This is a genomic window from Agaricicola taiwanensis (assembly GCF_014635245.1).
GTDB classification, from domain to species: Bacteria; Pseudomonadota; Alphaproteobacteria; order Rhizobiales; family Methylopilaceae; genus Agaricicola; species Agaricicola taiwanensis.
In genome coordinates, this window is the sequence record NZ_BMCP01000001.1 from 1,124,046 (window position 1) to 1,149,823 (window position 25,778).

23 protein-coding genes are annotated in these 25,778 nt (G+C 64.7%); 2 read left to right on the forward strand and 21 right to left on the reverse strand.

What is annotated here, in order from left to right:
• Positions 1 to 8: 8 nt before the first annotated feature.
• The gene (locus tag IEV58_RS05335) at positions 9 to 881 is read left to right on the forward strand and encodes a D-alanyl-D-alanine carboxypeptidase family protein (RefSeq protein WP_229729197.1); all 873 of its coding nucleotides are present in this window, start codon (positions 9 to 11) and stop codon (positions 879 to 881) included.
• 44 nt (positions 882 to 925) lie between these two features.
• Here the strand turns inward: IEV58_RS05335 and IEV58_RS05340 are convergent, their stop codons facing one another.
• Positions 926 to 1,981 (reverse strand): ABC transporter substrate-binding protein, encoded by a 1,056-nt coding sequence (locus tag IEV58_RS05340; protein WP_188408624.1) that lies wholly within the window; start codon positions 1,979 to 1,981, stop codon positions 926 to 928.
• A 434-nt stretch (positions 1,982 to 2,415) separates the two neighbouring features.
• Between IEV58_RS05340 and IEV58_RS05345 the strand changes: the two genes are divergently transcribed.
• Positions 2,416 to 3,135: a TerC family protein gene (locus IEV58_RS05345; RefSeq protein WP_188408625.1), complete on the forward strand. Its 720-nt coding sequence runs from the start codon at positions 2,416 to 2,418 to the stop codon at positions 3,133 to 3,135.
• A gap of 73 nt (positions 3,136 to 3,208) precedes the next feature.
• On the opposite strand, the gene IEV58_RS05350 is transcribed toward IEV58_RS05345, so the two are convergent.
• The 20 genes from IEV58_RS05350 to IEV58_RS05445 are packed head-to-tail and all read right to left on the reverse strand — an operon-like array spanning position 3,209 to position 25,759.
• The gene (locus tag IEV58_RS05350; RefSeq protein ID WP_188408626.1) at positions 3,209 to 4,285 is read right to left on the reverse strand and encodes a glycosyltransferase; all 1,077 of its coding nucleotides are present in this window, start codon (positions 4,283 to 4,285) and stop codon (positions 3,209 to 3,211) included.
• Positions 4,282 to 5,373 (reverse strand): glycosyltransferase, encoded by a 1,092-nt coding sequence (locus IEV58_RS05355; protein ID WP_229729250.1) that lies wholly within the window; start codon positions 5,371 to 5,373, stop codon positions 4,282 to 4,284. Before IEV58_RS05355 ends, IEV58_RS05350 begins: the two co-directional genes overlap by 4 nt.
• A complete protein-coding gene (locus IEV58_RS05360) occupies positions 5,373 to 6,512 on the reverse strand; it encodes a glycosyltransferase family 4 protein (RefSeq protein WP_188408628.1) in 1,140 nt (379 codons plus the stop codon). The genes IEV58_RS05355 and IEV58_RS05360 overlap by 1 nt, the downstream gene beginning before the upstream one ends.
• Positions 6,513 to 6,520: 8 nt before the next feature.
• Positions 6,521 to 7,213 carry a WbqC family protein gene (locus tag IEV58_RS05365; protein WP_188408629.1) on the reverse strand — a complete coding sequence of 231 codons (693 nt, stop codon included), beginning with the start codon at positions 7,211 to 7,213 and terminating at the stop codon, positions 6,521 to 6,523.
• Positions 7,210 to 7,659, reverse strand: coding sequence for a GNAT family N-acetyltransferase (locus IEV58_RS05370; protein ID WP_188408630.1), 450 nt, complete (start codon positions 7,657 to 7,659; stop codon positions 7,210 to 7,212). The genes IEV58_RS05365 and IEV58_RS05370 overlap by 4 nt, the downstream gene beginning before the upstream one ends.
• Complete coding sequence (locus IEV58_RS05375; protein ID WP_188408631.1) at positions 7,638 to 8,360, reverse strand: polysaccharide deacetylase family protein; 723 nt, start codon at positions 8,358 to 8,360, stop codon at positions 7,638 to 7,640. The genes IEV58_RS05370 and IEV58_RS05375 overlap by 22 nt, the downstream gene beginning before the upstream one ends.
• Positions 8,357 to 10,015, reverse strand: a complete 1,659-nt coding sequence (locus tag IEV58_RS05380; RefSeq protein WP_188408632.1) for an asparagine synthase-related protein — start codon at positions 10,013 to 10,015, stop codon at positions 8,357 to 8,359. Before IEV58_RS05380 ends, IEV58_RS05375 begins: the two co-directional genes overlap by 4 nt.
• Positions 10,016 to 10,018: 3 nt before the next feature.
• A complete protein-coding gene (locus IEV58_RS05385) occupies positions 10,019 to 10,696 on the reverse strand; it encodes a PIG-L deacetylase family protein (protein WP_229729198.1) in 678 nt (225 codons plus the stop codon).
• On the reverse strand, positions 10,693 to 11,166 hold the full coding sequence (locus IEV58_RS05390) for a GNAT family N-acetyltransferase (protein WP_188408633.1): 474 nt from the start codon (positions 11,164 to 11,166) through the stop codon (positions 10,693 to 10,695). The genes IEV58_RS05385 and IEV58_RS05390 overlap by 4 nt, the downstream gene beginning before the upstream one ends.
• A complete protein-coding gene (locus IEV58_RS05395) occupies positions 11,163 to 13,211 on the reverse strand; it encodes an aminotransferase class III-fold pyridoxal phosphate-dependent enzyme (protein ID WP_188408634.1) in 2,049 nt (682 codons plus the stop codon). The genes IEV58_RS05390 and IEV58_RS05395 overlap by 4 nt, the downstream gene beginning before the upstream one ends.
• Positions 13,208 to 14,236 carry an ATP-grasp domain-containing protein gene (locus tag IEV58_RS05400; RefSeq protein ID WP_188408635.1) on the reverse strand — a complete coding sequence of 343 codons (1,029 nt, stop codon included), beginning with the start codon at positions 14,234 to 14,236 and terminating at the stop codon, positions 13,208 to 13,210. Before IEV58_RS05400 ends, IEV58_RS05395 begins: the two co-directional genes overlap by 4 nt.
• Complete coding sequence (locus tag IEV58_RS05405; protein WP_188408636.1) at positions 14,233 to 15,255, reverse strand: N-acetylneuraminate synthase family protein; 1,023 nt, start codon at positions 15,253 to 15,255, stop codon at positions 14,233 to 14,235. Before IEV58_RS05405 ends, IEV58_RS05400 begins: the two co-directional genes overlap by 4 nt.
• Positions 15,252 to 17,117 carry a hypothetical protein gene (locus IEV58_RS05410; RefSeq protein WP_188408637.1) on the reverse strand — a complete coding sequence of 622 codons (1,866 nt, stop codon included), beginning with the start codon at positions 17,115 to 17,117 and terminating at the stop codon, positions 15,252 to 15,254. Before IEV58_RS05410 ends, IEV58_RS05405 begins: the two co-directional genes overlap by 4 nt.
• Positions 17,114 to 18,154, reverse strand: coding sequence for a UDP-2,4-diacetamido-2,4,6-trideoxy-beta-L-altropyranose hydrolase (gene pseG / locus IEV58_RS05415; protein ID WP_188408638.1), 1,041 nt, complete (start codon positions 18,152 to 18,154; stop codon positions 17,114 to 17,116). The genes IEV58_RS05410 and pseG overlap by 4 nt, the downstream gene beginning before the upstream one ends.
• A complete protein-coding gene (locus tag IEV58_RS05420; RefSeq protein WP_188408639.1) occupies positions 18,151 to 19,152 on the reverse strand; it encodes a methionyl-tRNA formyltransferase in 1,002 nt (333 codons plus the stop codon). The genes pseG and IEV58_RS05420 overlap by 4 nt, the downstream gene beginning before the upstream one ends.
• Positions 19,149 to 20,336 carry a UDP-4-amino-4,6-dideoxy-N-acetyl-beta-L-altrosamine transaminase gene (gene pseC / locus IEV58_RS05425; RefSeq protein WP_188408640.1) on the reverse strand — a complete coding sequence of 396 codons (1,188 nt, stop codon included), beginning with the start codon at positions 20,334 to 20,336 and terminating at the stop codon, positions 19,149 to 19,151. Before pseC ends, IEV58_RS05420 begins: the two co-directional genes overlap by 4 nt.
• Before the next feature lie 11 nt (positions 20,337 to 20,347).
• Positions 20,348 to 21,367, reverse strand: coding sequence for a UDP-N-acetylglucosamine 4,6-dehydratase (inverting) (gene pseB / locus IEV58_RS05430; RefSeq protein WP_188408641.1), 1,020 nt, complete (start codon positions 21,365 to 21,367; stop codon positions 20,348 to 20,350).
• Between the two features lie 8 nt (positions 21,368 to 21,375).
• Complete coding sequence (locus IEV58_RS05435; protein WP_188408642.1) at positions 21,376 to 23,214, reverse strand: ABC transporter ATP-binding protein; 1,839 nt, start codon at positions 23,212 to 23,214, stop codon at positions 21,376 to 21,378.
• Complete coding sequence (locus IEV58_RS05440) at positions 23,211 to 24,272, reverse strand: sugar phosphate nucleotidyltransferase (protein ID WP_188408643.1); 1,062 nt, start codon at positions 24,270 to 24,272, stop codon at positions 23,211 to 23,213. Before IEV58_RS05440 ends, IEV58_RS05435 begins: the two co-directional genes overlap by 4 nt.
• Positions 24,269 to 25,759: a hypothetical protein gene (locus tag IEV58_RS05445; protein ID WP_188408644.1), complete on the reverse strand. Its 1,491-nt coding sequence runs from the start codon at positions 25,757 to 25,759 to the stop codon at positions 24,269 to 24,271. The genes IEV58_RS05440 and IEV58_RS05445 overlap by 4 nt, the downstream gene beginning before the upstream one ends.
• Between the last annotated feature and the right edge of the window lie 19 nt (positions 25,760 to 25,778).

Consider the following 25,778-nt stretch of genomic DNA (forward strand, 5'->3'; position numbering starts at 1 on the left):
AGTTCTGCGTGTTCAGTCACAAGGTACGCCGCTTGCCCCGCATTGCCGCGGCGGGGCTGATCGCCATGGCGCTGGCGGCATGCCAGTCGTCCCCCCGGCCCGAAGTTCAAGCCGCAACGCCGGTTCTTGCGCCGATCGCACCCATTCTTGGGGCCGCCGAGGAGCGTGGCCATTCCGTCCTTGTCGTGGACGCCGGCTCTGGCGCCGTTCTTCATGAAGTCAATGCCGAAGCGTTGCGCTATCCGGCATCGCTGACCAAGATGATGGTGCTCTACATGGCGTTCGAGGACATCGCAGCCGGAAAACTGTCGCTGGGCGATGCCATGGTCGTGTCGCCTGAAGCGGCATCGCGACCACCGGCCCGTCTTGGATTGAAAGCGGGGTCGATGATCACCGTGCGCGATGCCGTTACAGCGCTCGCGGTCAAGTCGGCCAACGATGTCGCCGTGGTCATGGCCGAGCATCTTGCCGGGTCCGAGGGCCTCTTCGCCTCGCGCATGACCCAGAAGGCACGTCAGCTTGGTATGACCCGAACCCGCTTTGTCAATGCATCGGGGCTGCCCGATCCGAACCAGGTGACCACCGCACGGGATATGGCCATTCTCGGCCGCGCCTTGAAAATGCGATTCCCGCAATATGCATCAGCCTTCCGGACACGCGAATTCGTCTATGGCGGCAAACGCTATGAAGCGACCAACAAGCTTCTGGGCACCGTGCCGGGGGTTGATGGCATCAAGACGGGATATATCCGTCTTGCAGGCTACAACATCGTCGCCTCGGCACGGCGCGGAGGCCGTCAGTTGATTGTGGTGGTGATGGGGGGCGACAGCCAACGAGCCCGCGATCTCGAGGTGGCGTCGCTGATGGAGCAATATTTTTGAAGAGGTTGGCCTGACGATGCGATCGCGCCGTCAGGCCAGCGGTTTTATTTGACCCCGAACACAGTCCGCCAGTGATCGACCTGCTTGCGCTGTGATTCCGGCGTCAGAAGCTCAAGCCCGTCAACCACATTGGAGAGCTTGGCCGTTGAGGGTACGTGCGACATGGGCGGCGCATCCTTGCGGGTAACGGGCAGGCCGCAATACTCCTGGAGATAGGTCTGCCCCTCCAGCGTCATCAGCCAGTTCATGAAGACCTTCGCGGCATTGGGATGTGGTGCGTTGCCCGCTACGAAGGCCGTGCTCGCCGACAATGTCGTGCCTGACTCAGGATAGACGAATCCGATCGGTGCTCCATCGGCAAGCAGGGGATTGAGCGGAGGGTCATTGATCTCGGCCACCGCGACATCTCCGCGGATGACAGCCTGGATGACCCCGCCCGATCCTTCGAAGAAGCGGACGTCGAGGTCCTTCATTTTCTGCGCGGTGTCGCCGAGCTTCAGCCGGTCCTCCCAGAAGGCGACGATCTGCTGGATCGACAATGACCGCCAGGGCGGGTTCATGCCGAGCTTGCCCTTCCATTTGGGATCGAACAGATCGGCCCATTCCTTGGGTTCCTCACCCGGTGGCACCAGGTTCTTGTTCCAGATGATTGCCTCGCGCGCGTTGAGCAGGGTGTAGAGCATGTCGTCGCGGTTGAGGGCGGGATCGAAGGCGGAAAATTCAGGCGGGGTCCATTTGGTGGCCCAGCCTTTCTTGATGCCTTCAAACACGCGCTCATCAGGGAAGGTGATGACCACGTCGACGAGGTGGCGCCCGGCGTTGAACTCCGTCGAGAAACGTTCGATCAGCGGGTTGCTGCCGAGACGGATCTGCTCCGTCTGGATTTCCGGATAGCGCTCACGGAACTTCTGCAGCAACGGCTCCACGCCATTGGGCTGGAGGTTGTTGTAGAAGACGACTTTGCCCTCTTTCTTCGCGGCAGCGACAATCTCATCCCACGATTGCGCCTGGACGGCGCCGGTATAAAGAAGGCAGCCGGCGCCCAGCACCAGCCCAAGACATCGTAGCGGCAGCCGCAGGCTGCGCAGTAGTTTTCGCATATTTGATCTCCATGAAACGTTTCCTGATCGGCGCTTCGCGCCCTTGCTTTTCTTGAAACCTGCGCGGCAGCGGGCTCATTCCCGCGGGGCCGCGTCGCCGCAGTTTTCCAGCGACGACGCCGATGATGGTGCGTCAAACAGAAGACTGTCAACAATTGAGCGGTGTGCGGCGCCTGTGATGAACCCGCTTCGTTTCGATGTGACGTTGATTTTTCGCGTCAGAATGCTAGATGGAACCCACACCAGACCGGGCCCCTCTGGCAGCTTGCGGAAAACCGACGGCTGCGATGTCGGACTGGGCATTCAATTGAGCGGCTCGAAGTCTCGTCTGCCTTTCTCGCCTTATGTCTGGACTGCCTGGAGAAAACCGGGCAGCGGATTGTGAAAAAGCGTGATGGAGAGCGGTTCTCTCGTAACGTCCGGAAAGGCTCTTCATGTTTGAATTTTTGACGCCAGAAGCTCTAACTGCGCTAGCCTCGGTCATCATGATCGATCTGGTTCTGGCCGGCGACAATGCCATCGTCATTGGTCTCGCCGCCGCCGGCCTACCCAAGGATCAGCGGAACAAGGCGATTCTGGTCGGCATCATCGCCGCCACGGTGATGCGTATCGGCTTTGCCGCCATCACGACGCAGCTTCTTGCTATTGTTGGCCTGCTGTTCGCCGGTGGCATCCTGCTGCTTTGGGTCTGCTGGAAGATGTGGCGAGAGCTGCGCGCGGGCCACGAGCACGAGCAGCATCTCGCCGAGGAAGCCCTCGCCGATGCCGATCTCAATGACGATGGCACGGTCGCGGGTTCCGCGCCGCGCAAGACCTTCGCCCAGGCGGCCTGGCAGATCATCGTTGCCGATCTCACCATGTCGCTCGACAACGTGCTGGCGGTCGCCGGCGCTGCCCGCGATCATCCGTGGGTCCTGGTCTTCGGTCTCGTCCTCTCCATCGCGCTCATGGGCATCGCCGCCTCCTTCATCGCCCGCCTGCTGCAGAAGCACCGCTGGATTGCCTACGTCGGTCTGCTCGTGATCCTCTACGTCTCGCTCGACATGATCTATCGCGGCGGCATGGAGTTGTGGGGTGTCTGGAACGGTTCGCCAGCAGAAGTGACGGTACCGGCGCCTGATGCCGCTCCGTCACCGGCTGCGCCCGCTCAGTAAGAGCCTCACGAACGGTCAAATAAAAAAGGCGCCGCTCAGCGGCGCCTTTTTCGTTGAGTGGTGCGCGTACCGGCTAGAGTGATCCGTAAAGCGCCTCGAAGCGGGTAACGGTCTTCTCGATCGAGAACTCCGTAACCACGCGGGCGCGTGCAGCCGCGCCGCGCCGGGCGAGCGTGTAGCCGTTGAGCCCGGCAACCTCATCGATCGCACGTGCAAGAGCGACAGGATCTGAGGGCGGAACGACGACGCCGCTGTCACCGACGATCATGCGAGCATCGCCGACATCCGTCGCAACAGGCACCAGACCGCAGCTCATCCCCTCCGCAAGCGCATTGGAAAAGCCCTCGCCGAATGCCGAACTCGACACGATGATATCGGCGGCCGGAAGGAGGGCGGGCACGTCCATGCGCCGCCCCAGCGCGAGGACATTCGGCGGCAGATCGAGATCCCGGGTTCCCGCGCCGATCAGAATACCGGTGACTTGAGGCAAGCTGTGCATGGCTGCAAGGAACGAGGCATGGTCCTTCATGGGATCGACCCGGGCGACATGAACCGCTAGTCGCACGGAGGGATCGATCCCGAGGTTTGCACGCACCTCTGACCGGCGCTGCAGGTTTGGGCAATAGCCGACTGTGTCGACGCCATTGGGGATGATCTCGAGACGCTTTGGTCTGTATCCCCGCTGCAGATGTGTCTGAGCGCCGACCCCAGAGTTTGCGACGATGACATCGGCGCGTGGCGAAAGCCGAGCGCAAAGGCCGATGACAGCTGCGTTCCGCTCCATATCCATGTTCGAGCAGCGAATGCCCCATGAAAGTCGGCGCGAGCCGCGGCTGCCGGACAGCAAGTGAGCAAAGGTGGCGCCGAGGTCGCCGTGATACATCCAACCTTGGATGATCTCCGGTTTGACCGCCCGCACAAGCTTGACCAGCTTTGGCAGGGTGGAAAGCTTGCCGCCGATGCTCCGCAGGTCGAAGCAGGTCACAGGAACACCCGCTTCTTCGATGAGATCGGCAACCGGCCCGCGGCCTGTCAGACTGACGACATGCTGCCGATGGCCCTTCGCAGCCAGGCGAGAAGCGGCCTGGTGCAGCATGCCTTCAGCGCCGCCCACGCCCAACCCGGAGATGACGTGCAGAACCGATGTCATGGGCGCCGGTTCAGCGCATCGCTGAGAAGCGTCTCGAAACCGGCTGCCACCATGGAAGCGGTATAGCGTTCTGGAAGCAGTGAAGGTCGTGGCTTCTCCACAGGCGCACGCGTCGGCTGAAGCCGGCCTAGATAAGCAGTGAAGTCGTCATCATGGTCGGCGACTTGTACCGCGTCGGGAATCTCCGCAGCCAGCTCGGCGAGACCGCTCTGGGGCGTGCCGATGACCGGAGTGCCAACGGCAAGGGCTTCCAGTGCCACATTCGGCAAGCCCTCCCAGAGCGACGTCATCACCAAGGCGTCGGCTCCGGCGAGGTGAGCGGCGACAGTGCTGGTAAAGCCAGGGAGCGTGACACGCTCCTGAAGCTGAGCGGCTTGAATCATTTCCGAAAGCTCGCTCCGAAGCGGGCCATCCCCAAGGATATCCAGCCGCGTGTCGGCGGGCAATTGCATCATCAGGTGGATCAGGCGGTCAAAACCCTTCTGCCGCGTCAGGCGCCCCGCCGCCACCAATTGAAGCCCGCTGCCTGCCTGGCGCTCGGGGTGCATGGCCCGACGTCGCAGCTCCTCCACGGCCACAGGGTTCGGCAGCAGCGACAGCCGGGCACCAATTCTGGGCACGAGCCGTTCCAGCGCAGCTGCGATTTCGGCGGTTTGCGCGATAACGGCGTCCGCCCGCGGATAGAGCCAGCGGTAAAGCTGCTTGGCGGGCAGAAGGCGAGGCATGGCGGCGATGGTCGCCTCCGGCCTATTGGCCTCACGCACGATCAACCGCGTGTTGCGCGGCAGAAGGGGTTTGGCGGCGAGCAGAGCGAGATTGACATAGGCCAGGGTTGAGACGATGGCCGCAGGCCGCGATGCGCGGATCTGTCCAAGCATCCAGGGCAGGGCGCTCCTGATCCGGCTGTGATGACCATAGGTGACGGGAAGATCGCGGGGCACGGCCGGGGACAGTGGCCCTTGGCCGCCAACGACGAGCAATGAGGGTGTATATCGGGTGGGATCCAACGCACTCGACAGCGTCAGCATCACCCGCTGCGCCCCGCCACCGGCGAGATCCGGCAGAACGAAGATGACCTTGGCAGGCATCACGCGCCGCGCTTCTTTTGGGCAGCCTCGATCCAGACATCGGCCAGCGCCGCAGCCTGTCTGCGCGGATCACAGAGCGCCGCGATGCGCGGCCGTGCTGCTTGGCCGAGCTGTTTAACCTTGGCCCGATCGCTCGCAAGGGTCCGCAGGTGATCGGCCGCGATGCCCGCATCGAACTGTTCCATCAGGATGCCGGTCACGCCAGTCTCTACGAACGTCTGGTCCTGGCCGCAGGTGAGGACCGGTTTACCCTGCGCCATGGCCTCCAGTATGTCCCTGCCCCACGGATTCGCCTCACGCGTGGGCTTGATGAGAAGATCCGACGCCGCAAGAACCCGTTCCGGCTGGGGCACATGGCCGAGAAACAGAAAGCTGTTGGCAACGCCTGCGTTTGCAGCTCGCGCGGGCAGCCCGTCAGGTCCGGAGCCGCAATCCCCGGCCATGATGAATCGCACGGGCGATGCCGTGCCGAGCTCGCGCGCGATGTCGACCAGACGATCGGTGCCTCGGCCAAGCGAGAAATTACTCAGCGAGGCGACATTCAGCTTTTCATCACGAGGGATCTCGGGGAGGGGGTCAGCATCATCTCGCAATGGCGCCGGATTGAAGATTACCCGCCCGGCACCACGTCCGCCGAGGCGCCGGTAACTCGCTTCCTCATTCGGTGTAATGAAAACGCGCTGATCCACGGCCCGTGAGATCGCCCATTGCTGCGCGCGAGCGAAAAAACTGTCGGTCAAGTTGGTGCGCAGGTGCATGACGGCAGGAACGTCCGCCTGCCGCCGCAGCCAGAGGGCAAGTCCCGCAAACGCCTCGTGGTTGAAATGGACGACGTCGAAGCGCTCAGTTACGGCTTTCTGAAGTCGCCTGCGCGCAGTGCCCGACCGAACAAAATCTTTGCAATAGACCGCCATGACGAAGAGGTTGCGAGACAGGCGCGGCAGGGCGCTGACTTTGGGCAGGGAATGCTCGAGCCGCACCGGAACGTCGATTGACCTGTATCGGTCGAGGATGGGTCCTGGCCGGCGACACCAAACCTCCGGCGAGATGACGCTGCGATCGAGCGCTGCGATCGCCTCGTAGAGGCTTCGCGAAGAACCCCCATGCCCGCCCTCGATGTCGAGGCACAAGATGCGCAAGGGTTGCTTCATCGGGATGCCGTGACAAGGCGCGCCGTGGCGTCCCAACCGCAATGAAAGATGGCGTCGAGCACCGACAAGCCGGCAAGGAAGGGATTGCCGCTTCGGTCGTAGGATTGCGGCTGAAAACTGCTGTATTGAAGCGTCAGGCCATATCTCTGAAAGGTCTCAGCTGATTGATAATTCGCGCCGCCTGAACCGGACAGGTAAACCCCTCCGGGAGCCAGGGAGTGAACGATCTCGGCAAGCCTTTCGTCGGAGGCGGCAGGCGGAAGAGCAAGCTCCGAACTGAAACGAAACTGCCTTGTCAGACCGAGCCGGAACGCGATGCGCTCGATCAGGAAGACATTGGCTTGAGCAAGAGTGGATGACGGTGTTTCCGCCAACCAGGTCTCGACCTCAGGCCAAGTTTCACGAAAAAACGTGGCTTTTCGGTAGCATTGGAGCAGGCGATCACGATGCGCTGTGTGCCAGTTGGCACGCGAGGGCACCACGGACGAGATGTTGTCACCCAGTGAGACCCGAACCGGGACCGTGAGCCAAGCCGGAGTGTCGGACTCCGCAATCTTCACCCGGTTGACATAGCTCCCCTTGGGATATTGGGCGTCGTCCAAGAAGACAAAGATGTCGGACCGCGCGATCTTCGCGAAGTAGCCAAGCCAAGGAAGATGATTGGGCTGATGGATGCCGACGATGGTCACGGCAAGCCTCGTCGATAAACGAGATAGCCGTTTTCCTCCCCGCACGGGACAAAGCCGCTTCGTTCATAAAGGCGGCGGGCCGGAACGCCGGCCAGTACCTTCAGTGTGATATGGTCATGTCCGGCGGCTCGCGCCGCCTCCAACACCTGAGTTAGAAGCTCGCTTCCAATTCCACGCCCACGCCAGCCCCCATCCACCATGAAATGATGAAGATGTGCCCGCTTGGGCGCCTTCGATGAGACGATCGCGTAGCCGATGAGGGATTTCTCCTGCCACACCGCCCGCGATAACTCCCATTTCTTTGGCAGGTCGACTTCAAAGTGTTCTCGGCGCCAATACTCGCCTGGAACATCCCGCGCGATTTTGACGAAGGCGTCAGGCGCGCTCTCGAAAGCTGTGCGAGTCAGAACCGCGATACTATGACTCACGTTGAGCGGCCGGACCAAACGTCGTTGTTGATCGCCAGGTCACGGTCGAGGCGTTCGACATGCTCGTCCAGAACATCAGCTAGCCTTTGATGCGGCTCCTGCGGTTCTGAACCCACCCACCAGACGGAATGCGTGAGAAGTTGCAGCGCCCGAGATTGCAGGACAGCCTCATGCTGCCATGGGTGACCATGGCGCCACGCGCCTCGGCTGTCGGAGGAGTAGCCCATGTCGCGGGTGAAGCGATCCATGTAGGTGTGGAGCCGTCCGGCGATACGTCGATCTCCGCCTAGCAAGCTTTTCGCCGGCCGATGGAAACTGATCAGCGATACTGGAGCTTCGATGATATTCTCGAGCGCACGGCACTCCGCCTCCGCGCCGTGTTCCATCGCTTCGGCATCGGCATAGCAGCTGGCATCCAGATGAAGACCTATCTCATGGCCAAGCTGCCGCATTGCTCTGAGGTCTTCTGTCGCTTGGCGCGACCAGGGATTGTACATCTCCGTCCGCAGCAGGACGAAATAGGTTGCGCACCAGCCCTCGGCAGCTTCACGTTCCGCCATGCGCCGGGCGCGCGGGATGGACTGGTCGATATCATGACGTAGGATGAGGTGCCGCTCGGTCGGTACAGCATCCTGAAATCCCGTCACTCGGTAGCCGCGATCAGTGAGGCCGCGGATGGTCTCGGCATAACCGTCAAGCGTGAAGGCGGGATAGGTCATGCCAACGCCTCAAGCGAGAGCCCATGCTGCGCCAGATATCGCTCAGCTATGAACGAGACAGCATGTCGAGGGCCGCGCGTTTCACGCACTGCGCGTGAGTAGGGCACAACCGCTGACGTCCTCAGGGGGTCCATCCACCAGCCAAACAGCCGCCGCTCTGTGTCATGCCAATGATCGCGGCCAAACGGAGCCGCACCGGCTTTGGCCATCAAGCGCAATGGCCTGATCCAGCTCGGGGTGATGGTTTTGGCGTTCACCGGAATGCCGCTCCAGACGCCACCCCAATTGTCTTGCTCCAGCACCCGCCGGTAAAGGTTCTGCCGCAGCTTGTGCTTCAACGGCATGCGCCTCCAGAACTGCACATAGTCGTCGTCCCACAGCGGAAGGCGCCACTGGAAACCGAAGGCCTCATAGGTCCGCTGACCTGACACAACATATTTTGCCTGCCGGTCCTGATACTCGAGCATCTCGAAGACGCCATGCAACGCATCCCGATCAAGATCCGCTCCTGCACCCTTTATTTCAGCATCGAGCAGGGACTTGATCACGGCCTCGTTCGAGCCCGCCGCAAGGTGCCGCCACAGCCGATAATGCTTCTTCACATAGGCTTCGAGCGCTCGCTGAGGTGTCGTTTCATTCACCGACGGCGCGAGAACGTGATTGCCGGTGATGAAATCGCCTGATTGTCCGTTGACGATGAGCGCGTCAGCGGGAACGACTTTATGATCTTTCAAGTGCTTTATGGCGGTCCAGTCCTGTTCAAAAGGAATCCCGCCGCACGTATCGCCCAACTGCCAAAGCGCCACCTCGTGAGAGGGATCGGCAAACATCGCTTTCTGGCTCGCTGTGGTGAAGGGAATGAAGGTCCATGGGTAGTCCAGACGCTCTGCGATGGCTTTGGCCGTTAGCGCCTCGTGATTGCCCGGCCGGCCATAGGAAAACAGTCGAACGTGTGAGTAGCCCACCGCCTTGAGGCCGGACGCGATGAAGCGCGAATCATATCCAGCCGAAAGAGGGACTGCGATGGTGCGGCCTGCCGCTGAGGCAGCCAGACGCTCCATGAGAAACCGGTGCAGTTCCGACAGACGCTTCTCCGGCTCAGAGACATCATCCGTGTTCCAGGCATCATAGATAAACCAGCGCAGGGTCCTGGCACCCCCCGCATCCAGGCAGAGGGCTTCGCCCGCGCGAAGCTGCTGAAGACCCCGATAAAGCGTCTGCGCCCCGACAGCATATCCGGACATGGCGCAGGCAAGGGCCTGTTCAGGGGCGATATCGGATGCAGCGAGACCGAGCCGTTCCCTGAGCCGCTGGCCGCGATCATCAATGTAAATGCTGCCGTCCTTGGCTCCGAACATCAGCGGGATCGATCGGATCCGATCGACGGTTGCGATGATACGCTGCGGCAGTTCGACGACGAGTGCGAAGTGACCGGAGAGCCGCTTCAGCACCTCAATCAGTGCCGCGTCGTCCGGCGCCGCGAGGATGGCCGGTACCGCATGACGCGCCGCCTCCTCGCCCGACAATGTACGGGATCCGTCAAAGACATAACCCCTGACGTGTGCCACCGCGACTCCGATCCGGTGGCTGGACCAGCCCCAGTCGGGCCCAAGTGTTACCGCATGGGAGAAAGCCTGGGTGGCGGCCGCTTCCATGGTTTAGCGCTCGATCTGCCGCAGGATTTGGAACGCCTCGGCCGCCGCGACTCCGATCTCTGAGCCGCGCAGCAGGCCGAGCGCCTTCAGGGCTTCCAGTGAGCGCGGATGCGGAAAATCTCTGAGTTCACCGATATAGGCGTCCATGGCTGCGATTTTCGCGTCCAGCGTATCGGAGATATCGACCCAGGCATTCGGCACGAAACGCCGCTCCGGAAAGCCCCATTCGCTGGAGGAGATCACTTCGCCCGCCCAGACGCGGCGAATAGGGGAGCCAGGCAGGGGCCGCGTGGCGGTGAGCGTCGCATGGGCGGTGACGCCATGGTCGATGTTCACGTCACCGGGATGATGGGTGAAGACGGTGTCGGCGCCGGTTTCTCCAAGGAATTCCTCAACGCGCTTGACCACATCAAGCAGCGGCACGCTGTCCATCCGGTTGTCGGGGAAATCGGCGAACGACACCGAGGCGCATCCGAGCACGCCTGTTATGGCCCTGCTGGCATGGCCGCGGAGCGTCTCCAGCGCCGCCTTGTCGGGCGCGCCGCGCGCGGCAAGGCCGGTGGCGAGGATCAGCACATGGACTGGCACCCCCCGCGCCGCCAGCTTCGCTATGGTGCCGCCGCAGGCCAGCACCTCGTCGTCGGGATGGGCCACCACAACGGCGGCGCTCTCGGTCATCATCTCGGGTTTTCCTTGAAGGGCAGGCGGTGCTCGTAAGTGACGAAGCTGTCTGAGCAATCCACCTCGGTAAAGCCTAGCCGCGCGAACAGGCGGCGCGAGGCGAGGTTATCCGCGCGCACCTCGGCGCGCGCGGTCCTGGCAAAGCCCGGTGGCAGGTCCGTCAGCAATTGGGAAATGGCGGTGGCAGCGACGCCGTCGCGGCGCGCCTCGGGCGCGACGTAGATGTCAACGAGCGCGACGCCGTCCTCCGTCTGCAGGCGCACCTGACCAAGAGGCCGCCCGCCATCGACGATGATATGCATGGCCGTGGCAGGATCAGCCAGCCGCCGTGCCAGCCAGTCCACATGGCTCTGCCGGTCTATCGGTGCGCTCGTCAGCCGCTTCTGCGCCAGCGTCTCCGGCGCGTTGACCCATCCGAGCAGGAGATCCGCATCGGCCATGGTGACGGGGCGCAAGGTGATGGCGTTCATCGAACCGAGAAGGTGGGCTGAAACATCTCGCCGCGGAGGCGTGCGGCCGGGTCGTGCGCGTCGAGATGGTCGCGCAGAGCGGCAAGAGCGCCGCGCAGCGCCTTTTCCGATTCTCGCTCAACCAGATGAGAGTCATGGGCGAGGCAGAGGTTGAAGCTCGCACCCATGAGAAGGCCATGGGCCACCACCTCCTGACGGAACAGGCTTATCAGCAGCTTCTGCTCCACCGGCGCGCTTTTCCAGGCGACGCGCGGCCACCAGCCTTCGCCCGTCATGGCCACCACGTCGCCAAGCCCGGTTTCGGCCGCGACCGTGTTGAAGGTGTCGCGCAGCCGCGTGCCGAGCCGCGACAGTCGCGCCGGCACGTCCTCGCGTTCCAGCTTGTCGATGGTCGCGATCGAGGCTGCCAGCGACAGCGCCTCGCCGCCGAAGGTGCCGGAGAAGAAGATATCCTCCATGCCGCGCATGATGTCGCGCCGGCCCACCACGGCCGAGATGGGCATGCCATTGCCCATGGCCTTGCCGAAGGCGGAGAGGTCCGGCGTCACGCCATAGCGGGCCTGGGCGCCGCCAAGGCCGACCCGGAAGCCGGTGACGATCTCGTCGAAAACGAGAATGACCCCAAAGCGTTGCGTCAGCTCCCGGATTCTCTCCAGGAACCCCGGCGCCGGCGGCGTCGCGCCGGAAGGCTCCAGCACCACCGCGGCCACGCCGTCCGGATCCGCCGTCAGCGCGCGCTCCAGCGCATCGGCGTCGTTGAAGGGAAAGGTGCCGGACAGGGCCTTCACCGCCGCGGGCACGCCGAGGTCGCGCGTGGTGGTGCCGATGTACCAGTCGTGCCAGCCGTGATAGCCGGCCAGCAGCACCCGGTCGCGGCCGGTATGGGCGCGGGCAAGCCGCACCGCGGCGGAGGTGGCGTCCGACCCGTTCTTGCCGAAGCGCACCATCTCGGCGGAAGGGATCAGGCGGATCAGGCGTTCGGCGAGATCAGCCTCCAGGGTCGTCGCCAGCGGGAAGACGATGCCCTTGTCCAACTGCTCGCGAATGGCCGTGTCCACGTCGGGATCGCCATAGCCGAGGATGATCGGCAGGAGCCCGAGCACGTAATCGATGTAGGAATTGCCGTCGACATCCCAGATGCGCGCGCCCTTGCCCCGCTCGATGAACAGCGGCGTCACCCCCCGCACCCACTGCTGGTGAGATTTGGAAAAGGTCTGGCTGGCCAGGGGAATGGAGTCCAGTGCGCGCGCGAAGAGCTGGTTGGAGCGGTCGAAGCGGCGCCCCGTCATCTCGGTCAGCTGGCGCAGCGCGCCTTCGTTGGCGCCGTGCCCTGCGTTGAGCCGCATCAGGTCGGGTTTGCGGGTGAGGAGCGCCACCACATCCATCCAGCCGAAGCTGGTGCCAAGCTCGGCCACCACGGCGCGTGCAAAGGCGAGATCGCCGGGTTCGTCCACCGTGAAGCGCAGGTGGCTGAAGTCGGGTCCTCTCGCGTCCAGCGCCGCCACCGTGAAGTTCCCCCAGGGCAGGCGATCGCGTCGAAGACCGTGGATATAGGGCGTCACATGCTCGCGCAGGAAGGGCTCCTTCGCCTCCGCATGGGCGCGCTCCAGCGCCGCGCGCGTGAAGGCTTCGGCATCGAGCCCGTCGGGATAGCGCCGCTCGGTGGTATTGGAGGCATAGTCGGCGCCGCTATCCAGAAGGCGTCGCACCACGGCGTCGATCACCTCGGGCGCGAGGAAGGGACAGTCGGCGGTCAGGCGCACAACGACATCGGCGCCGGCGGCTTCGCCCGCGCCCATGTAGCGGCCGAGCACATCCTGTTCGGAGCCGCGGAACAATGGCCAGCCCGCGCCTTCGGCCCAGGCGGCGAGGGCATCGTCGCTTGAACCGTCGCTGGTGGCAAGCCAGACTGCGTCGATGGTCTCCGCCCGGCGCGCCGCCTCGAGGGTCCAGGCGACGAGAGGCTTTCCGCCGAGATCTTCCATGACCTTGCCGGGCAGACGCGTCGAGGTCATGCGCGCCTGGACGATGGCGACGGTGGTCATGGCAGCACCACGAGCGAGGTCATAGGGAGTATGGTGGCGGACTGGAGATGCGGCCAGTCCGGCAGCGCCTCGCCCTTCGCCACCGAGATGAGGTCATCCAGAAGCGGCAGGCCGGCCGCTACCGAGGCCGCCATGCTGCCGGAGGGGCGTGGGTTGACCTCGATCACCACAGGCGTGCCGTCGGCACGGGTCATGACGTCGAAGTCATAGAGCCAGGAGAGGCCAAGCGCCTCCGCGAGCCTGCCGGCAAGGGCATGGAGCCTCGCGTCGAGCTCGATCACATTGCCGAGGAAGGGCATGCCCTCCGGGTTGAGGCGGCGGCGCGGCACGGTGCGCAGCACCTTGCCCTGCCAAGATAGAACATCGATGTCGTAGCAGGGCTCCTCCAGCCGCTCGCAGACGAGGATCGGCAGGAGGTTCGGCAGCTTGGTCGCATGGTCCCGGAAGAAGGTCTCGCCATCCATGTGGAGTTCGCGTCCGGAGACGGAGGCGCGGACGCCGATCATGTCATCGCGCACGATGTAGACGCCGCGATTGCCGCGCCCGCGCGCGGGTTTGGCCGCAAAGGAGCGGCGGCCAAAGTGCTCATAGGCGGCCTCAAGCTCCTCCGCGGTCGAACAGAGCTTCCAGTCGGGCACCTCGAACCCCTGTTCGCGCAGCCAGGTGAAGCAGCGCGGCTTGTCGCTGACGAGTTCGAGGGTGGCGGCGTCGGCGCAGGCGAGACGGGTGCCGGTGGCTTCCACGGCGTCGCGCGCACGCGCCAGCGCCAGGGCCTCTTCATCGGAGCAGGGCAGGAGAAGATCGACCTGCTCCCGCGTCAGAACCTTCACCACCTCGGCCACATAGGCAGGATCATCGCCGCGCGGCACCTGCGCATAGGCGTCGGCAAGGCGGCCGGCCACCGGCAGAGGTCCGGCATTAAGCGCCAGTACCCGCACCTCGTGCCGCCTGGACTGCTTCAGGAGGGTCACGGTGGCGGCCGAAAGCCCGCCGCCCGTCGCCGTAAGGGCGATCGTGAAGCTCATGCGAAATCGATCTCCTGAAGCGGTTGGTGCCGCGCCACGTCACGGGCAAGGCGCCGACCCACCGTGGCGTCGAAGGCCGCCGGAGCCAGTCCTGCCTGTCCCGGCAGCGGGCGCATTAGGCCGATGTCGTCCTCATCAAGCACATGCCCGGCCTTGAGGTGGCGCCGCGCGGTGAGGCAACGGTGGCGCTGCGCCTTGAGGCGCTGTTCCTCCTCGGTCGGCCGCTTCACCCCATCGCCGCGCATGGCCTCCACCGCGCGGATATCGGCCACCATGCGGGCGAAGGGCTCAGGCTCCAGCGAGAGCGCGTGGTCGGCACCGGGCGTTGTGCGGTCGAGGGTGAAATGCTTCTCGATGACACTCGCTCCGAGCGCCACGGCCGCGAGCACGGCGAGCGTGCCGTCATGATGGTCTGAATAACCCACGGGCCGGGCATAACGCTCCGCCAGCGCGGCCATGGCCGTGAGGTTCAAGACCTCCGCCGGCGCGGGATAAAGCGAGGTGCACTGCAGGATCGCGACCTCGCGGCCGCCGCCCTCCTCGATGGCCGCGAGCGCCGCGTCGATGTCCGCGATCTCCGCCATGCCGGTCGACAGGATCAGCGGCGCCCTCGTGGCGGCGCAGCGCCGGATCAGCGGCAGATTGGTGGAAAGACCCGAGGAAATCTTGATCGCCGGGAAGCCCGCGGCGATGGAGAGCTGGAGGCTGGGAGGATCCGCTGGCGTGGTGAAGAGGATCAGGCCGAGGCTATCAGCAAGAGCCTTCAGCCTGACGTGGGCCTCGAGCGTCAGCTCCTTGCCCTTGAACTCGGCGTAGGAGGCGGTACCGGGCGCGTAACTCTCGTCCGCATCGACGGTCTGCAGCTTTACCGCATCGGCGCCGGCCTGCGCGGCCGCGCGGATCATCTGCGCCGCCACCTCCTCGCTGCCGCCGTGGTTGATGCCGACCTCGGCGATGACGAAGGCAGGCTCGCCCGCGCCGATGCGGCGGCCGGCGATGGTGATATGCGGCGTGGTCATGATGTTGATTTCTCTCTCATCAGCTCGCGGATGATCGCCGCGGCGCGCCGTCCGCCGGAGCCTTCGGGTCCCGTGATCGCGCGCCGGTAGAAGGCGTCGCGATGCTGGCGCTTGGCCGCCCAGGCCTCGCGGATCTCACCGAGCGGCCGCGCCAGCAACTCGCGCAGGCGTTCCGGCCAATCCTCGCGGTCGATGTCCACGGTGAGGAAGGAGCGCGAGACCTCCTCGTCCTGCTCGGGCGAGATGAGGGGCAGCACCTGGCGCGACCCCAACCAGACAACCGGCACATCGGCACCCACGATCCAGCCGAGGGTTGAGGTCGGCACGCCGGTCACGAGCACATCGGCCGCGGCACGGAGATAACGAAGGTCTTCAGGCGGAGAGAGGCTGACATTGGTCGCCAGCTTCAGCCTCGCCTCCAGCGGCGGATGATGCGCCAGCCGCTCCGTCGGGTAGGGCTTGAAGACGACCTTGTGCGGAAGCGTGCCATAGACGTCCTCCACCAGCCGTCGCTCGAGCGTCTCCACGAAGCGCTCGGTCGGCATGCCGAAACCGGCGCGCAGATTGCCCTGATAGATCCAGGTGCTGACGTGGAAAATCACCGTCTCCTGCGACGCGAGGCCAAGCGCCTGCCTCGACAGGCGCCGCTGCAGCCGCGGCCGGAACAGCCGCCGCGTCTGGTCAGCGAGGCCGATCGGTTCGATCCGTGTGGCGGCGGCGCCACGTGCCTCCGCGAAGGCCTTGGCCGCCGTTTGGCTCGCGCACAGCACCACATCGCTGGTCGCGGCTTCGGAGAAGTTGATCTTGGCCTGTGAATGGGCCGACAAGCCTGTCGTGACGCCATGCTCGAAATCGACAACCGTCGCGCCGGCGGCCTTGAGCGCGGCATAGGTAAGAGTTCCGCGCGGTCCGAAAAGGCCGTTGGTGAGCACGATCGGCTGCGCCTGCCCGGCAAGCATGCCGGCCATCTGCTTCCTGATGTGCGGCCAGTCCGCGGCAACGCGGGCGACCGCGCGGGCGCACCAGAGCGTAAGAATGCGCGCCATCGCCTCCGCCTGCGCCATGTCGAAGAGCCCCAGACCGGAGATACTGCTGCTGATTTCCTTTGCAACCATTATCGGCAGCTCGGCCGGCGGCAGGCCGATCGATGGCGGCAGCTTGGGCTTGCCCAACCGCCTCAGCCGCGCACCTGAGAACGCCAGATGGGGCAGGGCTTCCCGAAGGGCCTCATTCTCGCTCAGCACGAAGATGTCCCGCCGGCCCCGCGTCAGCTTCAGGCGCTGCGCGGCCTCGAGAAGAAGGAAGCTCAGCGGCAGATGCATGGAGCGGCGGAGGATGTCTTGCGGCACATCCGCCTCGGAGCGGGATCCCGGCTCCGGGAAGGACTGGAGCGTAACAGGCAGAGCACCAAAGAAGCCCTCTTCCGACAGACTGACTGCTGGGACATGAAGACGGGAAAGCGCAATGCCGTCCGAGCCGGTCATGGGCTGATCGGTGAAGCCGATGCCGATTGCCTCGGGCCTGTGCGTCGCCACCGCACGCGCGGCGACGAGCCCGCGATAGACGATCGTGGAGATAACGCGGCTGGAGGCGCCGGCAAGGCGCAGGGCTTCCGCCGGCAGGCCCAGTGCGGCCGGCACTCCGCCTGCGCGCAGGGCCTCGTCGATACGTTCGGCAAGCGCGATGGTCTCGCGTCCGAAGCGGTTGGCCTCATCCTGCGAGACAGCGGCATCGCCATCGAGCACCCGGCCTTCGGCCGCCGGATCGCGGGCGAGCATGGGGTTGTCGGTGACGATGACGTCATAACCATTGTCCCGTGCCCACCGGAATGCGGCCAGCGTGTCGATCAGCGCGAGCTTCATGATGCGTCACCGGCAGCCTTCACATAGGCGATCAAAGCCTCCGCGGCGCGCGCGGCTCCCCCTCCGTCGATCAGAGCCGCGGAGCGCCGCGTGAGTTCCGCCAGCTGCTCCGGGCTAGGGTCGAGGCTGCCCGCCGGCCAGCCTGAAGCAAGCGCCGCCGCGGTGCCGGCGAAGATCACGGCGCCCTCCTCGGCGAGAGCGGTGATCCCCGGCCGCTGGTTCTCCGCCGTCTCGACCGTGACGCTCGGTACGCCAAGGCAGGCGCGCTCAAGCGCGGACACGCCGCCCGCGCCGATGGCGAGATCGGCCGACGCGAGCCGATCGGCATAGTCCGCCGGCGCGACCAACAACTCGGCGCCGCACCGTTCGGCGGCCCCGCGCACGGCGGCACCATGGTACGCGGCCGGCCCGATCACGACCTCGATGTGCGCGCCGGGAAAGGCCTCGCGCGCAGCCTTCAGCGCCGGGACGGTGGCATTGGACCCATCCACCATGCCGAAGCTGATCAGGATGCGGCCGAGCCGCGGCTCTGCGCGCCGGGTAAGGGATGCCTCCCGCCGCGCCGCGATCTCCGGGCGGATCAGCGTGTAATCACCGCCCGCCAGAACCGCGTGGACCCCGCCCTGATCCAGCCAGTCCTGCGCCGCGCGGCCGAGCCCGCCGTCGAGAAGGATGTCGGCGTGATGCGGGCGTTGGCCCGGCACGTCGTCGATCACGGCCACCACGGATGTGAAGGTCCGGCAGGCCTGCTCAAAGACGGCATCGCGGCCGTAGTGGTCTACCACCAGGAGATCGCAGTCGCCGTCGAGCGCTGCCGCGATCGCCTGTGCCTCCGCGGTCTCCGGACCGTCGAGCAGCATGATGCGGAACCCCGAGGCGGCGAGCGCGGGCGCGCTTTCCGCCGTGCCGGCGCGGCAGGCGAAGGCGAGAGACCAGCCGCGCGCTGCCAGCGCCTCGGCCAGTGCCAGGCACCGCCCCACATGGCCACCGCCGATGCCGGGTCCGGCGTCGGCGCGAATGACGGCGGTTCGCTTCATGCGCCGGTCCACTTCAGGCCGGACGGGTTGTAGATGGGCCGAGATAACAGGGCCTGCTCAAGATAGCCGTCCGGCGTGTAGAACCGATCACCTACAGCCAATGGCTTGTCGCACACGCAGTCCTGCTTTTGAATCCTCAGGATTCCATCGGAAACACACACGACGAATTCGTCACCGCATGAGCGGATGATGATGCCATTCGCGAAGGGATGCGACTTCTCACCAGACTCGAACCTGCAATCGAAAATCCGGGCGATTTGACCCGAGCTCAGTGTCCGCGCTCCATCATAGGGATGCGAAAATGCCCGAATGAATGTCTCTATGTTTTCGCCGGACCATCGCCAATCGATGTAAGATTGGGTTTCAGTATGCAGACGCGGGAAATAGGTCGCCCGTGATTCATCTTGAGGCTGATCCAAGACCGGCCTGCCACTGAGAAGATCGTCGAGAAACTTTAGCAAAACCGGCTCGGCCTGCCGTCGCGCATGATCCGCATAGTCGCGTGGTAGCCGGCAATCGAGAGGAAAATCATACGCGGACTGTGCGACGATCGAGCCTGTATCGATACCTTCGTCGATCCGGTGAATGGTCGTCGCTCCTTTCCGGGCACCGGACAAGATCATCCACGAATAACTTGCGCCTCCCCGCCATTCCGGAAGGGAGGTATTGTGCATATTATAAAATTCTTGATCAAATATATCCAGCAACACTTTCTTGATTAGAAATGGGCTGCCAAAGGAAAAGGCAAAAGATCTTCCGATCAGGGTCTGTCTTATGCGGTCGTATTGATCGGATAGGATGTCGGTTACAACGATATCCTTGGTGTAATCCGATAGAAGGTCGACGTAAGAAGTTTGATTGGCATCCGTAAGCGATGTCTGCCGTGGGCCGATGAAAACGTGGCACGTCAGTCCGCGGGAGGCACAAAACCGCGCTGTGGAGAGAGCCAGTTCGCCGGTTCCAAAGATGAAGGCCTGCCTGAACGGATCGGATGTCAATTCTCGATTTCCTTCTGGAGCGTCGCCACCACACGCTCCACGTGGGCCTCTGTCATGCCCGCGAAGAGCGGCAGAGACAGGCAGCGTGCATAATAGGCATCCGCTCCCGGTAGCTCCGGCTTGCCGTAAAGCCGCTCGTAATAGGGCTGGCGGGCGACCGGCAGATAATGGACTTGGCTGCCGATGCCCTGCGCATGAAGCGCGCGCATCAGAGCGGCCCGGTCCATGCCAATGCCTTGAAAGTCGATCAGCACCACCTGAAGATGCCAGGCGGGGTTTGAGAAGCCCGTGCGCCGCAGCGGGCGGACCATGGGCGCGAGCGGCGCCAGCTGCGCCTCGTAATGATCGGCGAGGCGCCTCCGCGCCTCCACGAAGCGGTCGAGCTTGCCCAGCTGCGACAGCCCGAGCGCGCACTGGATGTCGGAGGCGCGGTAGTTGAAGCCCGGCTCCGGCATCTCGTAGTACCAGGGATTGGCCGAGCCATCGGCGGCACTGGCGAGGCCCAGGTTCTCCATGCGGGCGAGGTCACGCACGAGCCCGTGGCTGCGGAACCGCGCCAGCCTCTCGGCAAGGACAGGATCGCGCGTCGTCACCGCTCCGCCTTCGCCCATAGCCAGCGTCTTTACCGGATGGAACGAGAACACGCTCATGTCCGACTGCGCGCAGGCACCGATCGGCGCATTGCCCGCGGTTGCGCCGAGGGCATGGCAGGCGTCCTCGATCAGCACCGCACCCGCCTCGCGGGTGATCCGCGAGATCGCGGTCATATCCTCGCACTGCCCCGCCATATGCACCGGCAGCACGGCCTTCACGGCACCGCCGGCGCGGGCAAGCGCCCGGGTCAGATCGTCCGGACGCATCAGGCCTGTGTCCGGGTCGACGTCGGCGAACATGACCTCGCCACCAACGTAGCGCACCGCATTGGCGGTGGCGACGAAGGTCACAGCGGGCACCACCGCGGTATCGCCCGGCCCGATGCCTGCCGCCATGCAGGCAAGATGCAGCCCCGCAGTCGCCGAAGAGCAACTGACCGCATGCGGAGCGCCGACCCTGGCGGCCAGCGCCTCCTCGAAGCGCGTCACTGAGGGGCCGGTGGTCAGCCAGTCGCCGCGCAGCACCTCCGCCACCGCGGCGATGTCGTCATCCTCGATCAGTTGGCGTCCGTAAGGCAGGAAGGAAGACATGGCGTTTCCCGTCAGCGCGGCGCGGACAACATCGTCTTCAGGAGCTTGGTATCGGCCCATTCGTCATTGGTGTCGGACGAATAGGAGAAACGATCCGGGACCAACTGCGCGGCCGGGATGCGGCGCCCCATGCGGTGCTCGTCGAAGGAGGGCTCGATCACATAGCGGTCGGGAAGCGAGATCGTGGTGCGGGAATCGTCCTCGGTGATCATGACCTCGTGCAGCTTCTCGCCCGGACGGATGCCGATCACCGTCTGCGGCAGGTTCGGCGCCATGGCCTTGGCGAGATCTACCATCTTCATCGAGGGGATCTTGGGCACGAAGATCTCGCCGCCCTTCATCATGGCCAGCGACGACATCACGAAGGCGACGCCCTGCTGCAGGGTAATCCAGAATCGCGTCATGCGCGGATCGGTGATCGGCAGCTCCCGCGCGCCCTCCGCGATCAGCTTCTCGAAGAAGGGCACGACGCTGCCGCGCGAGCCCACCACATTGCCGTAGCGCACCACCGAGAAACGGGTGCGAAGGTTGCCGGCAAGTGCATTGGCGGCGACGAAGATCTTGTCGGAGGCGAGCTTCGAGGCGCCATAGAGATTGACCGGATTGGCCGCCTTGTCCGTGGACAGCGCGATGACCTTGTCGACGCCGCAGCGCAGCGCCGCCTTCACCACGTTCTCCGCGCCATTGACGTTGGTGCGGATGCACTCCAGCGGATTGTATTCGGCGATGGTGACATGCTTGATCGCCGCCGCATGGACCACAATGTCCACCTCGCGCATGGCCATTTCCAGCCGGTCGGCGTCCCGCACATCGCCGATGAAGTAGCGCATGGCCGGGTAGCGCTCCATGGGCAGCTCGGCCATCATCACGGACTGGCGGTATTCGTCGCGCGAGAACACGATCACCTTGCGTGGGCGATGGTTCTCCAGCACCTCACGGATGAAGTGCTTGCCGAAGGAGCCGGTGCCGCCGGTGACGAGGATCGTCTTGCCGGTGAGGTCGATGGCCGGCTCGGTGAAGGTGCGCAGCATGACGGTCCTTATGCCTTGGAATGGGATGTGACGGCGGCGAGCGCCTGGTCGTCTGGCCGCTGGATCGCCCAGGCGCGGGCATACCAGCCACCGAGGGCGAGAAGTTCTGCATGGGTGCCGGTCTCGGTGACACGACCTGCCTGGAGCACCGCGATCCGGTCGGCCATGACCACGGTGGAGAGCCGGTGCCCGATGAGGATGACGGTGGAGACGCGCGCGTCACGCACACGGATCAGCGACTGGCGGAAGGCCTCCTCCGCCTCCGCGTCGAGCGCGGCCGTGGGCTCGTCCAGGATCAGGATCGGCGCTTTCTTGATGAGCGCACGAGCAAGGTCGAGCCGTTGGCGTTGGCCTCCGGAGAGTGACACGCCGCTCTCGCCGAGCCGGGTGTGGATGCCCCCCGGAAGGCGCCGCACGAATTCCGCCGCGCCGGCCATATCAAGGGCCTCGCGGATGTCCGCCTCGGACGCGTCCGGCTTGCCGTAGCGCAGATGCTCCGCCACGGTCACGTCGAAGATCTGGGCCGACTGCGGCTGATAGGCGATGCCGCCGCGCAGAGACCTCACGTCGAAGTCGTTGATGTCGGTCCCGTCGATGCGGATCGTTCCTGACTGCGGCAGCCTGAGGCGCGGCAGCAGATCGACCAGGGTCGACTTGCCCGACCCGGAGGGCCCTACGAGCGCGATAAAGCCCTGCGCCGGGATGGTGAGGTCGACGCCCTGCAGCGCCGGCACCGTGCTGTCCTCTCCATAGGAGAAGACCACGCCCGAATAGACGATGCTATGGCGCACCCCCTCGAAGGGGCGGCTTCCGGTCAGGGGCTCGGCCTGCGCTCGCCAGGCGGCGAGCGTGTCCGTCACCACTTCGAACATCGGCCGGAACGCGGTGACCCTCTGCCGTGCGTTGAGGAAATCGCGACCGAGCGGCGTCAGGCGCAGGAGGATCAGGAGGAACAATCCCAACTGCTCGAGGCTGAGGCCAAAGCGGCTGTAGCCCACATAGAGGAAGGTGAAGGCGACGCCGATGACCACTGGCTCCACCAGAAGCCCCAACCTCGCCCCCAGAAGGTCGACGCGCACCATCTGCTTCCGCTGCTCCGCCGTCAGCCGATCCATGGCGGCCTGTTCGGCCGGCTCCATATGGCTGAGGCGGATGAGACGCAGGAGGCGTAGCCTCTCGCCGAGGAAGGCGCCGAGCGCCTCGTTGGCCTTGGAATAGGCCGAGCCCGCCGTGCGCGTGCGCCGCATGTAGCCTCGGAGCGCAAGGCCGGCGATCGCGATCAACACCAGAGTCGCCGTGGTCATTTGCCAGGCGAAGGAGAACATCAGCGCGCCGTAGACGACGAACAGCATCGTTAGCGTCACGAGATGCACCACTTGGAACAGCGTCATGGAGGCGCCATCGGTCATGGTGGTGAAGGTGTTGATAACGCCTCCGGAGGAGGCCTTCTCCTGGTCCGAGAGCGAGACCCTGAGGAAGCTGTTAAAGAGCTGGGTGCGGATCGAGCGCGCCAGCATGGTCTTCGACAGCGACAGCACCGCGTTGTAGGCGAAGGTCAGCACCTGCCGGAACAGGATGAAGCTGAAGCTCATGGCCAGCAGCGAGACGAGGCCGAGCGGCAGGCCCAGCATGTCGTGGAACCGCGCGAGCTCCCGCCAGACGCGCGAGCCCTCCGCAAGCTGCGTCACATCCCCGCCGCTCTGGATGTACTGGAAGATCGGCACCATGAGCACGATTGCCACCACCTCGCAGGCCGCCGTCACCATCGACAGCGCGATGAGGATCGCGACGCGGCTCAACGGCAGGCCGAGGTCGCGTCCGGACCGGATGAGCACAAGCGGGTTCACGCCGCGCCCTCCGTCTGGGCACGGAGATCGGCATCGGCGCCCGCCAGGTCCGCCGGCTGACCGACGTCGCGCCAGTATTCATGGATCGGGAAGACCCCGACCTTGAGGCCGGCGGTGCGCGCCTCGTTGAGGAGGTTGGGCATGTCGAGCCTCTGGTTCGGCTTCGCGAGGCGATAGACCAGGGGGTGGAGCATGTAGATGCCGGCCGCCACGAAGCTCTTGACCACGGGCTTTTCCTGAATGCCGCGGAAGGCGCCGCTTTCGTCCGCGTCCACCACGCCATAGGGGATCATGATCTCGTGGTGAGCGACGGCGATGCAGGCCGAAAGGCGCTGGGCTTCGAAGAAGTTGGCGAGCGCCCGGAAGTCAATGTCCGTGACGACGTCGCCATTGACCACAAGGAGCGGCATGTCGACCGAGGTTGGCAGCAGGGACAGCGCCCCGGCCGTGCCGAAGGGCTGATCCTCCCACAGCATGTGCAGGCTCGCGCGACTTTGGCGCGCGGCGCAGTAGGCTTCGATCTGCTCGCCGAGGTAGTTCACCGAGATGTGGATGTCGGTCGCGCCGGCAGCCTCCAGGCGCGAGAGCACATGTTCCAGGATCGGCTTGCCGCCGGCCTCCACCAGCGGCTTCGGCTTGGACTGGGTCAGCGCGCCAAGGCGCGTGCCCTTGCCGCCCGCCATGACGAGCGCCGTGAGCCCGTCCTCGTTGCCGCGCGTCGCCGCCCAGATCTCGCGAGGCACGCCGTCGCCGTCCACGGCCGGTACGAAGACGTGAAGACCGCGCACCTGCGACAACCGCTCCGCATCTTCGGCAAGGTGATCCAGGCGCGCGGTGATCGGATGAAGATTGGCCGCCTCGATGACCTGGGCCTCGAGGCCGACGCCGCGAAGGATGGCGCGGCGGACGTCGCCATCGGTCAGCGTGCCGGCGAGACGGCTCGAGCGGTCCACCACGATCTGGCACAGCAGGGACGTGCGATTGAGACGTTCCAGCGCCTCGCGCAGCGGAACCTCCGCGCCGACGAGAAAAGGTTCTATGTCGCGTATGCGCTTCATGCGGGGGCAACAGCCGGAGCGGCAGGTTCAAGGCTGCCGAGCAGTGCCTGCAGCCCGGCCTCGACCATGGAAAGGTCGAAGTTCTTCAGGTTCTTGTAGTTGTAGGAGCCCATGCTGAAAGACGTCATGCGCACGGCCTCCTGGAAAAGGGCGCCGTCCTGCTGGGCCCGATCACGGTCATAGCGCTCCGCGATGATGTCGGCGAGGAGGGGCGAGAGGTCCTTCAGGCTCTCCGCCACATGCACATGGGGCAGGAAGTTGTAGTTGTTGTGCAGGCCAAAGGTGATGACAGGGATGCCCATGATGGCCGCCTCCATGCCCGCCGTGCCGGTGATGGTCGCCACCGCCTTGGCTTCGCGCACCACCTCCAAGCCGTATTCCATCATGTCGAGCCAGACGACATTCTTGAGGTCCGCCACCGCACGGTAGAAGTCGCGTGGGCGCCGTCCGACGCCGGCGATGTTTTCCTTCACCGCAAGCGTGATGCCGGCGGGAAGATCGCGCGCCAGGGCGGCGATGGCCGCGTGCTGGAAGAAGAATTCCGGTGACATCTGGCCGACCGAACTCTCCGGCTCGGTATGGAGCGGGAAGAAAACGAATGGCTTGCCGCGCAGGCTGTCGAGTTTGGCCGTCTCCCGGCCGGTCATGCGGCGGGCGTCGATCCACTCCCTCGTCACATATTTCAGGTTTTCCGAAAGGTAGTAGCCCCGCGCCTTCTCGTAGCCTTTCCAGTGATGCCAGCCGCGCTGGAGGGTGAGATAGCCGAGGCGGCGCGCGAGGCGCAGGATCGAGGTGTCCTTCTTGAAGCGCTCGCGATAGGCCTCGATGACATTGTGGGTCCGGGTGATCACAACGGGCTCGCGTCGTTCGCCACCGGCGCGCAGCGCCTTCCAGGCCGGCTCCACCCGCGAGGACCAGTAGAATTCGTCATCAGCCCAGTAGAACAGGTCTTCGATGCGCGAGTTCAGCATGGTTCGATAGGGAACGCCGTAGTGGCGCGCGAGCCGCGCCGTCACCGGCGTACCGTTGATGACAAGGTCGAACCCGCGCGTGCGGAACTCGTGGTCCCAGGCCTCGGCGGAGGCGACGTAGCCCGCGATCACGTCCGCTGTCCGGCCCTGCTCGGACATGCGCGAGCGGGGATGTCCGGTGCCGGCCAGGGAATAGCCGCGGCCGTAATGGCGGTTGCTGACGGTCAGGAGGCCGAAGGTACAGCCGAGGATGCCCTCCCAGTGCCGTGCCCGCGCATAGAGGGCGGCTTCATCCTTCACGGCCTCCGGATGACGAAAGTCTGTCTCTATGTTCTTAATCGAGGCGAGAAGATCACCGGCGTTCTCTCGGTAGAACGTGACCTCCTGATCGGTGGCGCAATAGCCGTGGATGGTCGCGCCGTAGCGCTCCTTGAGCTGCCGCGCGAGCGCGAGCTGCCAATAGCGGTAGATCGGCTGGAACAGGAGACCGATCGTCTTGGGCGGATGCGTTGTCATAGCGATGAAATCGTCGTTC

Excerpts from the sequence above, each read along its gene's own strand:
- IEV58_RS05340 (WP_188408624.1), bottom strand. The coding sequence starts at position 1,981 with ATGCGAAAACTACTGCGCAGCCTGCGGCTGCCGCTACGATGTCTTGGG.
- IEV58_RS05345 (WP_188408625.1), top strand. The coding sequence starts at position 2,416 with ATGTTTGAATTTTTGACGCCAGAAGCTCTAACTGCGCTAGCCTCGGTC.
- IEV58_RS05350 (WP_188408626.1), bottom strand. The coding sequence starts at position 4,285 with ATGACATCGGTTCTGCACGTCATCTCCGGGTTGGGCGTGGGCGGCGCT.
- IEV58_RS05355 (WP_229729250.1), bottom strand. The coding sequence starts at position 5,373 with ATGCCTGCCAAGGTCATCTTCGTTCTGCCGGATCTCGCCGGTGGCGGG.
- IEV58_RS05375 (WP_188408631.1), bottom strand. The coding sequence starts at position 8,360 with ATGACCTATCCCGCCTTCACGCTTGACGGTTATGCCGAGACCATCCGC.
- IEV58_RS05380 (WP_188408632.1), bottom strand. The coding sequence starts at position 10,015 with ATGGAAGCGGCCGCCACCCAGGCTTTCTCCCATGCGGTAACACTTGGG.
- IEV58_RS05385 (WP_229729198.1), bottom strand. The coding sequence starts at position 10,696 with ATGATGACCGAGAGCGCCGCCGTTGTGGTGGCCCATCCCGACGACGAG.
- IEV58_RS05390 (WP_188408633.1), bottom strand. The coding sequence starts at position 11,166 with ATGAACGCCATCACCTTGCGCCCCGTCACCATGGCCGATGCGGATCTC.
- IEV58_RS05395 (WP_188408634.1), bottom strand. The coding sequence starts at position 13,211 with ATGACCACCGTCGCCATCGTCCAGGCGCGCATGACCTCGACGCGTCTG.
- IEV58_RS05400 (WP_188408635.1), bottom strand. The coding sequence starts at position 14,236 with ATGAGCTTCACGATCGCCCTTACGGCGACGGGCGGCGGGCTTTCGGCC.
- IEV58_RS05405 (WP_188408636.1), bottom strand. The coding sequence starts at position 15,255 with ATGACCACGCCGCATATCACCATCGCCGGCCGCCGCATCGGCGCGGGC.
- IEV58_RS05410 (WP_188408637.1), bottom strand. The coding sequence starts at position 17,117 with ATGAAGCTCGCGCTGATCGACACGCTGGCCGCATTCCGGTGGGCACGG.
- pseG (WP_188408638.1), bottom strand. The coding sequence starts at position 18,154 with ATGAAGCGAACCGCCGTCATTCGCGCCGACGCCGGACCCGGCATCGGC.
- pseC (WP_188408640.1), bottom strand. The coding sequence starts at position 20,336 with ATGTCTTCCTTCCTGCCTTACGGACGCCAACTGATCGAGGATGACGAC.
- pseB (WP_188408641.1), bottom strand. The coding sequence starts at position 21,367 with ATGCTGCGCACCTTCACCGAGCCGGCCATCGACCTCACCGGCAAGACG.
- IEV58_RS05440 (WP_188408643.1), bottom strand. The coding sequence starts at position 24,272 with ATGAAGCGCATACGCGACATAGAACCTTTTCTCGTCGGCGCGGAGGTT.
- IEV58_RS05445 (WP_188408644.1), bottom strand. The coding sequence starts at position 25,759 with ATGACAACGCATCCGCCCAAGACGATCGGTCTCCTGTTCCAGCCGATC.